The 12,509-nt window shown below is 64.9% G+C and carries 12 protein-coding genes; 8 read left to right on the forward strand and 4 right to left on the reverse strand.

Annotated elements, in window-relative coordinates; genetic code table 11:
• Positions 1-26: 26 nt before the first annotated feature.
• From LWC34_RS57540 to LWC34_RS46790, 4 genes are read left to right on the forward strand one after another with little or no spacing between them, the layout of a single operon-like run.
• Positions 27-149 carry a hypothetical protein gene (locus LWC34_RS57540; RefSeq protein ID WP_284051893.1) on the forward strand — a complete coding sequence of 41 codons (123 nt, stop codon included), beginning with the start codon at positions 27-29 and terminating at the stop codon, positions 147-149.
• A 57-nt stretch (positions 150-206) separates the two neighbouring features.
• Positions 207-938 carry an ABC transporter ATP-binding protein gene (locus LWC34_RS46780; protein ID WP_233731827.1) on the forward strand — a complete coding sequence of 244 codons (732 nt, stop codon included), beginning with the start codon at positions 207-209 and terminating at the stop codon, positions 936-938.
• Complete coding sequence (locus LWC34_RS46785; RefSeq protein WP_233731829.1) at positions 938-2,164, forward strand: ABC transporter permease; 1,227 nt, start codon at positions 938-940, stop codon at positions 2,162-2,164. The genes LWC34_RS46780 and LWC34_RS46785 overlap by 1 nt, the downstream gene beginning before the upstream one ends.
• On the forward strand, positions 2,161-2,751 hold the full coding sequence (locus tag LWC34_RS46790) for a hypothetical protein (RefSeq protein WP_233731830.1): 591 nt from the start codon (positions 2,161-2,163) through the stop codon (positions 2,749-2,751). Before LWC34_RS46785 ends, LWC34_RS46790 begins: the two co-directional genes overlap by 4 nt.
• Here the strand turns inward: LWC34_RS46790 and LWC34_RS46795 are convergent.
• A complete protein-coding gene (locus tag LWC34_RS46795; RefSeq protein WP_233731832.1) occupies positions 2,734-4,017 on the reverse strand; it encodes a cytochrome P450 in 1,284 nt (427 codons plus the stop codon). The two genes, LWC34_RS46790 and LWC34_RS46795, sit on opposite strands and share 18 nt — an antisense overlap.
• Positions 4,014-4,874 (reverse strand): RNA polymerase sigma factor SigJ, encoded by an 861-nt coding sequence (gene sigJ / locus LWC34_RS46800; RefSeq protein WP_233731834.1) that lies wholly within the window; start codon positions 4,872-4,874, stop codon positions 4,014-4,016. Before sigJ ends, LWC34_RS46795 begins: the two co-directional genes overlap by 4 nt.
• Before the next feature lie 50 nt (positions 4,875-4,924).
• Between sigJ and wrbA the strand changes: the two genes are divergently transcribed.
• The 4 genes from wrbA (at position 4,925) to LWC34_RS46820 (ending at position 10,391) form a co-directional block, all read left to right on the forward strand.
• Positions 4,925-5,566 (forward strand): NAD(P)H:quinone oxidoreductase, encoded by a 642-nt coding sequence (gene wrbA / locus LWC34_RS46805; protein WP_308200248.1) that lies wholly within the window; start codon positions 4,925-4,927, stop codon positions 5,564-5,566.
• On the forward strand, positions 5,563-6,030 hold the full coding sequence (locus LWC34_RS46810) for a nuclear transport factor 2 family protein (RefSeq protein ID WP_233731836.1): 468 nt from the start codon (positions 5,563-5,565) through the stop codon (positions 6,028-6,030). Before wrbA ends, LWC34_RS46810 begins: the two co-directional genes overlap by 4 nt.
• Before the next feature lie 71 nt (positions 6,031-6,101).
• Positions 6,102-9,089, forward strand: coding sequence for a 3-keto-alpha-glucoside-1,2-lyase-like domain-containing protein (locus LWC34_RS46815; RefSeq protein ID WP_233731839.1), 2,988 nt, complete (start codon positions 6,102-6,104; stop codon positions 9,087-9,089).
• Positions 9,090-9,221: 132 nt separating this feature from the next.
• Positions 9,222-10,391 carry an integrase core domain-containing protein gene (locus LWC34_RS46820; RefSeq protein WP_284051782.1) on the forward strand — a complete coding sequence of 390 codons (1,170 nt, stop codon included), beginning with the start codon at positions 9,222-9,224 and terminating at the stop codon, positions 10,389-10,391.
• Between the two features lie 100 nt (positions 10,392-10,491).
• Here the strand turns inward: LWC34_RS46820 and fgd are convergent, their stop codons facing one another.
• Together fgd and LWC34_RS46830 are read right to left on the reverse strand one after the other, a co-directional pair.
• Entirely contained in the window at positions 10,492-11,490 is a 999-nt protein-coding gene (gene fgd, locus LWC34_RS46825) for a glucose-6-phosphate dehydrogenase (coenzyme-F420) (protein ID WP_233731840.1), read from the reverse strand.
• Positions 11,491-11,530: 40 nt separating this feature from the next.
• Positions 11,531-12,454 carry a CE1 family esterase gene (locus tag LWC34_RS46830; RefSeq protein WP_233731842.1) on the reverse strand — a complete coding sequence of 308 codons (924 nt, stop codon included), beginning with the start codon at positions 12,452-12,454 and terminating at the stop codon, positions 11,531-11,533.
• Between the last annotated feature and the right edge of the window lie 55 nt (positions 12,455-12,509).

Consider the following 12,509-nt stretch of genomic DNA (forward strand, 5'->3'; position numbering starts at 1 on the left):
GACCGGACGAAGGTGGTGAAGGATCCATGGCAGCAGAGCGTGAGCCCGGCCAGCGAAACGACGAACAGACGCTGACCCAGCCGCAGACCGGCAAGCTGCACAAGGACGCCTGCCAGCGCGACCAAAGGCCGTCTCGCGGTCCTTGGTGAGGTGGATACACTCGTTCCCCTGTGTAGCAGTTCTTGGCAGGACTCCGGGGGGAGCGCGTGGATATCACGCTGCACGGCGTGAGCTTCGGCTACGGCCGTAAGCCGGTATTGCGGGACATCGACTGGACGATCAGACCTGGCGTGACCGGTCTGCTCGGCGAGAACGGGGCCGGCAAGACCACACTGCTCTCGGTTCTGGTCGGCTTGCTCCGGCCGAAATCCGGGTCAATCACCCTGCCTGGCGACACCACACCCCGGTTCGGTTTCGTCCCGCAACGGTTCTCACTGCCTGGTGAAATGCGCGCCGCCGATTGTGTGCAATACACCGCATGGATCAATGGGGTGTCCCGTGCTGCCGCTCCGGCTGCGGCTGAGCGAGCGCTTGCTTCGGTGGATTTGAGCCACAAAGCTTCTGCTCGGGTCCGGTCGCTGTCCGGCGGGCAGCGGCAACGGCTGGGTGTTGCCGCCGGATTGGCGCACGACCCGGACGTGTTGGTCCTGGACGAGCCCACGGTCGGGTTGGACCCTTCCCAGCGCGTCCGGATCCGTGAGGTGATCGCGAAGATCGGCGAGACCCGGACGGTTCTGTTGTCAACGCATGTGCTTGAGGACGTTCGGTTCCTGTGCCAGCGGGTGGGTGTGTTGGCTCGGGGCAAGCTCGCTTTCGACGGTACGGTCGAGGAAATCGAGGCGAAGATCGCGGGTGACGGTTCGGCGCCGAGCCGGTTGGAGTCCATTTTGGAGCGTGGCTACCGGACTTTGCTCGACACCCTTGGAGACGACGACTGATGCGCAGTCCGCTGCGGATTGTCGTGGTGCTACCGGCTGTCGTGATCGCCGTGATCGTGCTGGTCTCGACGTGGCCGATGCTGACGTGGCCGTATCCGCGATGGGCGCAGACCTCGGCGCAATGGCACCAGCAGTTCATGTGGACCGGCGCGCTTGCCGGGACCACGGCTTGCTACTACGCCTTCAGGCTCAATGCCGCCGATCGCATGTGGACACAGCCGCGGGCACCTCGGCTCGGTATCCGGGTTGTGCTTGCGCATCTGGCTTTGCTGATGGCTTGGTTGCTTGGCGCTTACGTGCTCGCGTTGCTGCCGCTGACTGTCCGGGGCGGGATCGGTTCGCCAGCGTTGCTGGTGATGCTGTCCGGGGTGTTGGCGATGGCCGCGGCGATCGCCATTGGGTACGTGCTCGGGACGCTGGTCCCGTCGGCCGTGATCATGCCGATCACCGCTTTGCTGCTGTATGCGTCCTTCGTGATCAGTGGGATCTACGGTGACGTGGTCGGCCCGGTTTCTCCTGTGCTCTATGCGGAACCGCAGATGGGTCAGACGGAATCCGCGCAGCTGGTCGCGTTCCGCCTCGCGTTTTTCGCCTTGATCACCATCGCCTCGGTGAGTCTGGCCGCGCGCACCATGCGTCGTCGTGGCAACGGAAACCGTGGTGTCGTTGTGGACATTGCCGCGCACGTGGCCGCCCCGGTCGCGCTGATCGCGATCGCACTGTCCAACGCACCTATTGTGTTCACAGTGGACCAATCGCCGCCGCGGGTGTGCCGGGATGTGCGTGGCGTCAACTACTGCGTGCACGAAGCCATCGCGCCACAGCTGCCCGACATGATTTCCACTGTGGACACGGTGTTCGCCAGATATGGCGCCCCGCCGCCGTTCGTCCGCCGAGTCTGGGACGAAGCGCTCTTGATCGACGGTGATTCGCGGGTACCGGAAACCGAAGGCACGATCGCGGTGCGCTTGACCGGCGACGGCCGTATCGTGCCCGCTGGCCTACCAGAGGCGATTCTTGGCATCTATCTGTGCCCTGCGGAAGCGACCAACACCGAGGCCATGGTGAACCTGCTTGTCGATTTGACCGACTATCTCAAGGATGGGACCCCGCCAAGCCGCAGCCTGACAGGGATGTCCGAGAAGCAGATTCAGGACTGGTTGCGTGTCCACGGCGAGAAGCTCAGGGCATGCACGCTCAAACCGACCGATATCCCGCGCGCATGATCCGCGTCTTGCTGCTGAGCCGCGGCATCCCCTTGGTCATTCTGGCAGCCGCGCTGATCGCCGGTGTGAGTGCGGTGATCGGCTCGCATGTGATCGACATCGAGTTCTCGCCGGTGAACCCCAATCGCATCCCGGTAGCCGAGTTGTGCGCGATCGTCTCGGCGACGATCACGGCTGTGCTGATGCGTCCGCGTTTCTGGGAATGGGATCGCGGCAGCATTGGCATGCGTGCCCGGGTAATCGCTGTCGTGAGTTCCGCGGTGGGCATCACCTTGCCGATGGCGTGTGTTCTGGTTTTGGTTCCTGGCCTTCCGGATTTCGTGCCTTGGGTGTGGGTGTTGACCAACGCCTTTGTTCTTGTGGCTGTGGTGCAGGTGCTGGCGCCGTTCATCGGCGCGCTTTCCGCGGGCGTGACGGCTGTGTTGCTGTGGTTGAGTTTTGGGTTGCTGCACAACGTGAAACCGGATCTCGCCTGGCTGCTGCCCACGTCCAGCTACGCCGAAAGGACCCCGGACTGGCTGGCCGCTGGGATCCTGATCGTCCTCGCGTTGCTAGTCCACGCTCGTACGCTAGGCCGGGCGCGGTGACACCGTCATCCGGATGTCGTCTTTGGCCCACAGCACGAATCGTTCAACCGGAACGACTTCATGCCCGGGCACTGGCGTGAAGTCGAAGCGTTTCATCAGAACCGCGAGGATGAGTTTGATCTCGACCATGGCCAGTGCGGCGCCTTCACAGCTGCGTGGCCCGAAACCGAACGGGATGAACGCGAACTTCGGCCGTCCCTCGGTGGTGAACCGGTCGGGATCGAACTTTTCCGGGTCCGGCCAGTACTCCGGATTGAGGTGTATCGCCCAGATCGGGTACAGCAGCGTTGTTCCCGCCGGGATCAGGTAGTCGCCGAGTACCAGATCCTCCGGCACTTCCCTGGCTGCGTAAGGACCGGGCGGGTAGCGCCGCATCGCTTCCTTCACAACCCGTTCGAGGTAGTCGAGCGAGCGGAGTTCGTCGTACGTCGGCGCTTGCCGGTCGCCAAGCACGCGATCCAGTTCGTCACGCAGCCGCCCGGCGATCTCGGGATGCTGGGCCAGCAGGTGCAGCGCCCAGGACACCGCCACTCCGGACGTGTGATACCCGGCCATGACGACCGAGAGCGCGGTGTCCCTGATCCGTGCCGGATCCCAGTCTGTCTCCGCCAACTTGGTCACGAGGCCCGCGTCCGGTCGACCGGCGTTCAGGATTCGCGTGATCGTCTCCCGGACATGCGCTAACGCCGCTGCGGCCCGCTCCGGGGAGATGCCCGAGTCCAGGCCGAACTGCCGCCCCACCTGCTCGGCGATCACGTCACGGAAGGCCGCGCTGGTCTGCCGCGCCGATCCCGGTTCCGTTCCGATCGCGAACTCGCAGATGAGCTGCAACGACAGCTCGCTGAGGTCCTCCTGCAGCGCGATTTCCCCGTCGTAGGACGCCCAACGGTCCGCCAGTTCGGCGGTGAGCCTGGTGAACTGCCCGAAATGTGCCTCGTGGGAGCGGTGGTTGCCAAGGGCGGACAGCAGCAACCGCCGCCACGGCACGTGTTCCGCTTCCCCGATGGTCTGCAGATTTCCGGCTTCGAACAGCGGGGACAGGAACTCGAAGAGCTCATGCGGCCTACGGTTGATCCTGGACGTGCCCGCCAGCAGTTCCGGGTCCGCGACGGAAACAACGCGCGTTCCCGGCAGCTCGAACCGGGCAACCGGGCCGAACTTCGCGTGCAGCTCCAATTGGAACGTATGCAAGCCGCCCGCTGCCGCGATGTCCGCCAGATTGCCGTTCGGTGGCGTGCCAACCGGTCCGGGGATCTCTGAGGTCACTTCTCGATTGTCCACGGCCGGAGTTTCTCGGGGTTTCGAACGGCCCAAATATGCCGGATCCGCTCGTCGGCGATGTCGAAGGCCATCACAGCCGCGACGATGCCGTCGTACTGGATGACCAGGCCGGGCTGGCCGTTGACGGTTTGTTCGAGGAAGACGGCGTCGGGTGCTTTGGTCAGCAGGTCGACCATGTAGTGCGCGATCGTCGAATTGCCGTGGATCGGGTGCAGTGCGGCGGTTGCCAGTCCGCCGCCGTCGCCGATCACCGTCGCGTTCGGGTCGAGCAGGCCGATGAGCGCGTTGATGTCCTTGGCCCGCCATGCCAGTTTGAAGTCACGGATCACGTTGGCGCGCTGTTCGCGTGGCGTCGCCGGGATCTCGGCGATCCGGCGCCTGGCCGAGGTGGCCAGCTGACGGCACGCTGCCGGGGTGCGGCCGACGATTTCCGCGACTTCCGGGAAGGGATAGCGGAAGACGTCGTGCAGGATGAACGCCACACGCTCGGCCGGGGTCATCGATTCGAGCACGACAAGGAACGCCATGGTGATCGACTCGTCGAGGGTGATCCGGTCCGCCGGGTCAGCGGCTGAGGCTTCCGGCAGCGGCTCAGGGACCCATTCGCCCACGTAACGCTCACGTCGCGCGCGTGCCGAGCCAAGCAGGTCCAGACAGATGCGACTGGCGACCTTGGTCAGCCAGGCCGCCGGGGTTTCGATGGCTTCCTGCTGCTCACGGGTCATGGCGTACCAGCGGGCGTAGGTTTCCTGCACGACGTCCTCGGCATCGGCCAGTGACCCGAGCATGCGATAGGCCAGGTTGATCAGCTGACGCCGCTCGTTCATGATCGCGCTGGTCATAGGTCCCCTTTGGTTGTGGTCACCATTTCGACGAAACAGCGCACCCAACTGTGAGGACCTCACACTACGACGGCCTGTCTCGTCGTACGGGCATGGTCAACGCGACAATCATCTACTACAGCGCCACGGGCACCGTGCATGCCTTGGCACAGGCCGCTGCCGAGGGCGCGGAGAAGGCGGGCGCGGACGTCCGGCTGCGCAAGATCGCCGAAACGGCCACGCCTGAAGCCATCCAGGCACGGCCGGAATGGGCCAAGCACGTCGAGAACACCGCTGACATGCCCGTGGCGCACCTCGACGACCTGGCATGGGCCGATGTCGTCCTGTTCGGCACGCCGACGCGGTTCGGTAACCCGGCGAGCCAGCTCAGGGCGTTCATGGAGACCACAAACGTGTTGTGGTTCCAGGGGAAGCTCGCGAACAAGGTGTATTCGGGTTTCACCGCGTCCAACACCCCGCACGGTGGCCAGGAGTCCACGCTGCTGGCCCTGGCGAACACCTTCTACCACTGGGGTGGCGTCATCGTGCCGCCTGGCTACACCGACCCCATCCAGTTCCAGTCCGGCAATCCGTACGGGACCTCGCATGTCGTGGCCGATGGGCCGCCGGGCGAAGTGTCCTTGCAGGCAGCCCGGTATCAGGCGAGGCGTGCCGTGGACATCGCGGCCGCCCTTGAGAAGGGAAACAAATGAGGGATCTTCAGGCCATCGCCGATCGCGTCGAGATCGAGGCGCTGCGGGGCGAGTTCACCGATTCGGCCATGTCACGGGATTACGACCGGTTCGCCAATCTGTTCACTGTGGACGGTGTGTGGCGGATTCCCGGTGCGGCGGAGTTCTTCAACCGGGCCGATATCCGGGCTGGGATCGAGCGGTTGCAGGGCGGGTGGGAGTTCTTCACGCAGTCCATTCACCCTGGCGCCGTCGAGCTCAAGGGGGACACCGCGACCGGCCGGGTTTATGTCGAGGAGTTCGGGCGGTTCAAGGATGGCCGGTCGCACCGGAACTATTCCGTCTATCACGATCGCTATCTGCGTACGTCCGACGGTTGGCGGTTTGCCGAGCGCGTGTACGAAATGCGGTACCAGGACGACTCACCCCTGCTGGGCGAGGCCGTTCGGCCTAACTTTGGTCTGAACCCTGCATACTTTCGTTGACTTGCGACAAAAGCGTTCGTACGTTCGCTGGGCGCCAGGTGGAGATCCTGCCTCTTCCTCAAGGAGCAATGATGCTTCTCGCTGTCCACGAACGATGCCGCCAGTCGCTCGTCGCGGCTTTAGCCCTGTTCACTTTCCTTGCCCTGTTGGTCACCGCTCCGGCATACGCGGCCGCGCCGCCGCCACAACAGCCCGGAGTGACACTTCGGGTGTTCGATATTCAAACTGACCTGGATAAATTGTGCACAATCAAGTCGGGTCAAACTCCTAACGTCGACAAGCTGATGCCGGTCATCAACTGGACCGGCACGGCCGACTTCGGCATCGCCGATCGGTTCGTGTCCGAGGTGACCGGCAACATCAACATCGCCACCGCTGGCACCTACCAGTTCCGGCTGACCAGCGATGACGGTTCACGGCTGCGCATCGACGGCAACCTCGTGATCAACAACGACGGGTTGCACGGGCCGACCCCGGTCACCGGGTCGATCCAGCTCAGCCCCGGCTATCACGCGTTACGCATCGACCACTTCGACAACCTCTACGACCAGCAGGTCACGTTGGAATGGCAGCCGCCCGGCGCATCGGGCTTCGCCATCGTGCCGAACTCGGTGCTCAGCACCGACGCGGACGTCGTGCGCGTGACCTCGCCGGGACGCAAAGAGTGCGAGGGCGCAGCGGATTCACCCGGTGACGGGCTTCCGCTGACGTCCGTGCACCCGGGGATGACGCTGACCAACCTGCGCCCCAACGGTTTCCAGCCGCAAGTCACCGGCATGGACTGGCTTCCCGACGGCAGGCTGGCCATCGCCACGTGGGGCGGCTCGAACAACGTGCTCGGCGAGGTTTATCTGCTCAGCAACGTAACGGGCAACACGGATCCGTCGCGTGTGCAGGCGCAGCGTGTCGCGAGCAACTTGAAAGAGCCGATGGGCGTCAAGTACGTCGACGGCACGTTGTACGTCTCGGAAAAGCAGCGACTCGTAGAACTCAACGACACCAACGGCGACGGTGTGGCCGACGACTACCGGACGGTCGCGACCTGGCCGTTCGGCGGCAACTTCCACGAGTTCGCGTTCGGCCTGCTGTACAAGGACGGCTTCTTCTACGCCAACCTGTCGGTGTCGATCAACTACGGCGGCGCCACGACCGACCCGCAACCCGCGCCGAACCGCGGCACAACCATCAAAATCAACAAGGCGACCGGTGAAGTGTCGTACATCGCCGGTGGTTTGCGCACGCCGCACGGCATCGGCTGGGGACCGGAAGATGACATCTTCGTCACCGACAACCAAGGCGGTTGGCTGCCGGCGAACAAACTTGTGCGGATCAAGCAAAACCGGTTCTTCAACCACTACACCAACCCGGCTGGGCCGTTCGACGGCCAACCGGTGACCGCGCCCGTGCTTTGGCTGCCGCACAACGAAATCGCCAACTCGCCGAGCAACCTTGTGATGCTCCAGCAAGGAACCTTCGCCGGACAGCTCGTCTACGGCGACGTGACCTACGGTGGCCTGCAGCGCGCGTTCCTCGAGAAGGTCAACGGCGAATACCAAGGCGCGGTTTTCCGGATGACACAAGGACTTGAGTCCGGTGTCAGCCGGATCAGCCTCGGTCCGGACGGCGCGATCTACACCGGCGGTATCCACGGCGGCGGCAACTGGGGCCAGCCCGGCAAGCTCGCGTACGGCCTGCAGAAGCTGACACCCAACGGCACCAACACCTTCGACATCCTCGCCATGCGGGCTGTCCAAGGTGGATTCGAACTCGAGTACACCCAGCCGCTGTCGACCGAGACCGCGCAGAACCTGACGACGAAGTACCGGGTCTCGCAATGGCGTTACGCGCCGACCCCGGCTTACGGCGGCCCGAAGGTCGACGAGCAAACGCTTGCTGTGGCGAATGCGACGGTGTCCGCCGACCGTAAGAAGGTCACGCTGCAGATCCCCGGCCTGCAGGCTGGGCGGGTTGTGCACGTCCGTTCACCGAGGCCGTTCGCGTCGGAATCCGGCACCACGCTGTGGAGCACGGAAGCCTGGTACACCCTCAACTCGCAGGTCGGCGGCCCGCCGGCGAGCGTGACCTACGAGGCCGAACGGGCAACGCTGAGCGGTGGCGCGGCCATCAACACCGACCACCTGGGTTACCAGGGCACGGGCTTCGTCGACGGCTACTGGAACAAAGGCGCCGCAACGACTTTCTCCGTGAACGCGCCAACCGCCGGTACCTACAACGTTGGCCTGCGGTACTCCAGCGGCCCGAATCCTAGTGCTGGCACCAAGTCCGTGAGCGTGTACGTGAACAACACGAAGATCAGGCAAGTACGGCTGGCCGGCACAACCACCTGGGACAACTGGGCGGTACAACCCGAACAACTGCCCCTTGTCGCGGGAACGAACTCGATCTCCTACCGGTTCGATGACGGCGACATTGGCCACGTCAACCTCGACAACATCACGGTCACCGCGGGCACACGTGTCCAGTTGTTCAATGGCGCCAACCTGAACGCGTGGGAACTCCGTTCGGGTGGTGCCGCGCCGTGGCCGATTGCCGGTGGCTCAACGGAAACGCTCGGCGGGGACATCCGGACCAAGCAGAAGTTCGGTGACTTCAAGCTGCACGTCGAGTGGTACGAACCGCAGTATCCGCCGGACGTGACCGGTCAAGCCAGGGGCAACAGCGGGGTCTATCTGCAGGAACGCTACGAAATCCAGGTGCTGGACTCCTATGGGGACACCAGTCTCGGCAATGACGAGGCCGGTTCGATCTATTCGAAGAAGGCGCCGGACGTCAACGCCGCGACCGCGCCGCTGACCTGGCAGACCTACGACATCACGTTCCGGGCGGCGCGCTTCGACAGCGCGGGTGTCAAGACCGACAACGCCAGGGTCACGGTCGTCTGGAATGGCGTGACAGTGCACAACAACGTGGAAATCAACGGCCCGACCGGCGCCGGCGATCCGGAGAACGCCAATCCTGGCGCGATCAGGCTGCAGGATCACGGCGATCCCGGCGAAAACCCCAGATACCGCAACATCTGGATCGAACCGATCAACTGACGGTCTGTCGTGAGTGGTTAGCCATGTTCTAACCCGTCTTCAGTCTCATGAGAGTTGTCGCTAAGCGTGTCTCATCTGATGTGTCGCTTGATCACGCTATGACCTCGCGTCATGGCGGGAAAGCAGGCGAAGATGAGACTCATGGACGCGACCTTGATCGTGGACCCGGAGATCGACAACGTGGCCGAGTGGTGCCGGCTCAACGGCGTGAATCCACGCACGTTTTACCGGCACCGCGCCCGGATCCGGGCCGAGGGCGAGTGGCGGCCTCGCTCGCGTCGACCACACTCGAGCCCGGCCGCCACACCCGAACCGGTGGTCGCGTTGATCCTGGGGTTGCGTGAGCGGTTGGCGCCGGACAACGGCGCGGACAACATCCGGGCCGAGCTGGAAACACGCGCGAACAGCCCCGGCTGGCCGGCCGGTGCGCGGGTGCCGGCCCGGGCCACGATCAACCGGATCCTGGACCGGCATGGCCTGCTGGACAAGAACCCGAAGAAGCGCCCACGAGCGTCCTGGCGGCGGTTTTCCTATGCCCGACCGCGGGATTGCTATCAGATCGACGGCACCGAGCACACCCTCGCGGACGGCACCACCGTGGTGGCCATCGATGTGCTCGACGACTGCACACGGGTCTGGCTGGCCAGCCATGTCGCGCCCATGGAGACCACCACCGCCGCGCTGGAGGCCATCGCGGCCGCGGTGCGCGACCGGGGCGCACCCGGGCTGATCCTGGCCGACAACGGTACCGCCTGGACACACCCGCACCGCTCCCGCGACAAGAGCTTGACCAGCGAGTTCTCCCGAACCGTGTCCGCCGAGTACGGCAGCAGGGTGATCCACTCCAGCCCGTATCACCCACAGACCTGCGGCAAGGTGGAACGCCTGCACGCCACCGCCGACCGGCTACTTTCCCACCGCTGGCCCCAACCAGCCGGCAGCATCGCCGAGCTACAAGCCCGGCTGGACACCGTCCGCGAGCACTACAACACCCGCCGCCGACACTCGGCCATCGATACCACCCCGGCCCAGGCCTGGGCGCTCGCGCCCAGTCACGGCGGCCCGGGCGACCTGCCCCGCCAGGACGACGCCACCATCCACAAGATCAAGGTCATGCCCAACGGCACCGTCGCCCTGGCCGACTACCGCATCAGCGTCGGCCGCGACCACGCCGGCAGCACCGTCACCCTGCTGCGCTACGGCGATCGGGTCACCGCCTACACCACCAACGGTGACCCGATCGGACACCTCACCCTGGACAAAACCAAGAAATACCAAGGAAAAGTCGTCCACGCCGCCTAACCAGCACACCTAAACCGTGACACAACTACCGAGACACATCCTTGACACATCTCCCGGGACATGACACATGTTCTAACCCGGCTAACCACTCACGAGGCTTTCAGCCGAGCGCGCGCAGCCTTGGCACGATGTCCTCGGTGAACTGGGTGAGGAACCGTTCCTGGTCGTGGCCTGGCCCGTGGAAGACCAGGTGGTTGAGCCCAGCGTCCAGGTACGGCTTGATCTGGGCGACGGCCTCGTCCGGGTCGGAGGCGACAATCCACCGCTTGGCCACCTGCTCGATCGGCAGCTCGTCGGCGAGCCGTTCCATCTCGTCCGCGGTGTCGACGCTGTGCTTCTGCTCCGCGGTCAGGGACAACGGAGCCCAGAAGCGGGTGTTCTCCAGCGCTGCCGCCGGATCGCGGTCGTACGACAGCTTGATCTCGATGGTCTTGTCGATCGCGGCGACATCCCGGTTGGCGGCGGCCGCGCCTTCGGCCACCGCGGGCATCAGCTTCTCGGTGTAAAGGTCCATGCCCTTGCCGGACGTGCAGATGAAGCCGTCGCCTGAGCGGCCCGCGTACTTCGCGACAACCGGGCCACCGGCGGCGATGTACACCGGCACCGGCTCGTCGGGACGGTCGTAGATCCGCGCGCCGACCAGCTTGTAGTAGTCACCGTCCGCGTTGACCTCGTCCTCGGTCCACAGCGCCCGCATCAGCCGGACCGCTTCGCGCAGCCTCGCGAACCGCTCCTTGAAGTCGGGCCACGTCAGACCGGACACCGCGATCTCGTTGAGCGCCTCACCCGTGCCGACACCGAGAATGATCCGGTGGTTGTACAGCAGGGCCAGCGTGGCGAACGTCTGCGCCATGACCGCCGGGTTGTACCGGAACGTGGGGGTGGTCACGCTCGTTCCGATCTGCACCCGCTTCGTCCGCTCGCCGACCGCCGCCATCCACGCGAAGGCTGCCGGGGCGTGTCCACCATTGTGCCGCCATGGCAGGAAGTGGTCGGAGACCCAGACGCTGTCCAGGCCTACTTCTTCGGCGCGTACCGCGTACTCGACGAGGTCACGCGGGCCGAACTGCTCCGCGGAAGCCTTGTAGCCGATCTTCATGGCCTTACGATATGCCTTTGGCCGCGGGCATGCCGCATCGTCAGGGCAGCGGGTGAGTGGTGAAGAAGTCCCAGATCAGCTGCGTGGCGTTGACCGTACGAGTGGTCTTACCTGGGCCGCTCGTGGCCAGCGCGTCCGGCCAGGTGTGGTCGCCACCGGTGATCCGATAGTGCTCGACGACACTGCCCTGCGCGCAGCCAGACCAGCGCTGCCCGGTGACATCGGCCTTGGTGAAGAACGTGTCCGGGCCGGTCGTGCACTCGTCACGTTGGGCCCATTGGCCGAGCCAGGCCGGGATCGACGGGAGGTGCCTGGACGCGACGCCGTTGTACGGGATCACTGAGTCGGACGTGCCATGGAAATCGAGCACCGGCACGGCGCGCTGCGGCAGGCATGGGTCGCCGAGGTCGTAGAAAGCGGCCGCGACAGGAGCGATGGCCGCGATCCGACCGGACAACTGGCAGCCCAGTACGCCGACAAACCCGCCGCCGTTGGACTTCCCGGTCGCGTACACGCGCTGCTTGTCCACGCAGAACTGGGATTCGAGCTGGTTGAGGACGTCCGAGGTGAACTGGACGTCGTTGATGGCCGGGTTGGAGTACGGCGCGCCCTGCCAGCCGAGCTGGTCGTCACCCGTCTCGGTGCCCTGCGGATACACCGCGATCGCGGGCAACGCGTTCAGCCCGGTGTACTTCTCCATCGACTGGGGTGTCTGGCCGCGGCCGTGGAACGCCAGGATCACCGGCCGCGGTTCACCCTGCCGGTAGTCGGTCGGCACATGCAGCCGGTACGACCGGTTGACGCCGCCGGACGCGATCCTCGCGGTGACTGTCGTTCCGAGCCGAATCGTGGGCGCGACAGTGCACCCGTCGGCTTGGCCCGCTGCGGCGGCAGGCATGGACACGACACCGGCCGACACGGCGATGACCAGAGTGGACAGCACTCCGCGAAGCGATGGACGCATGATCAGCAGTCTTCCGTGATCAACAGGCCTCGCCAACCGACTGGCGCCAACACGT

It is taken from the genome of Kibdelosporangium philippinense, assembly GCF_021390435.2.
Classification (GTDB): Bacteria; Actinomycetota; Actinomycetes; order Mycobacteriales; family Pseudonocardiaceae; genus Kibdelosporangium; species Kibdelosporangium philippinense.

Coding starts and splice junctions, on each gene's coding strand:
- LWC34_RS57540 (WP_284051893.1), top strand. CDS start 27: ATGGCAGCAGAGCGTGAGCCCGGCCAGCGAAACGACGAACAGACGCTG.
- LWC34_RS46785 (WP_233731829.1), top strand. CDS start 938: ATGCGCAGTCCGCTGCGGATTGTCGTGGTGCTACCGGCTGTCGTGATC.
- LWC34_RS46815 (WP_233731839.1), top strand. CDS start 6,102: ATGCTTCTCGCTGTCCACGAACGATGCCGCCAGTCGCTCGTCGCGGCT.
- fgd (WP_233731840.1), bottom strand. CDS start 11,490: ATGAAGATCGGCTACAAGGCTTCCGCGGAGCAGTTCGGCCCGCGTGAC.
- LWC34_RS46830 (WP_233731842.1), bottom strand. CDS start 12,454: ATGCGTCCATCGCTTCGCGGAGTGCTGTCCACTCTGGTCATCGCCGTG.
- sigJ (WP_233731834.1), bottom strand. CDS start 4,874: ATGACCAGCGCGATCATGAACGAGCGGCGTCAGCTGATCAACCTGGCC.
- LWC34_RS46790 (WP_233731830.1), top strand. CDS start 2,161: ATGATCCGCGTCTTGCTGCTGAGCCGCGGCATCCCCTTGGTCATTCTG.
- LWC34_RS46820 (WP_284051782.1), top strand. CDS start 9,222: ATGAGACTCATGGACGCGACCTTGATCGTGGACCCGGAGATCGACAAC.
- LWC34_RS46810 (WP_233731836.1), top strand. CDS start 5,563: ATGAGGGATCTTCAGGCCATCGCCGATCGCGTCGAGATCGAGGCGCTG.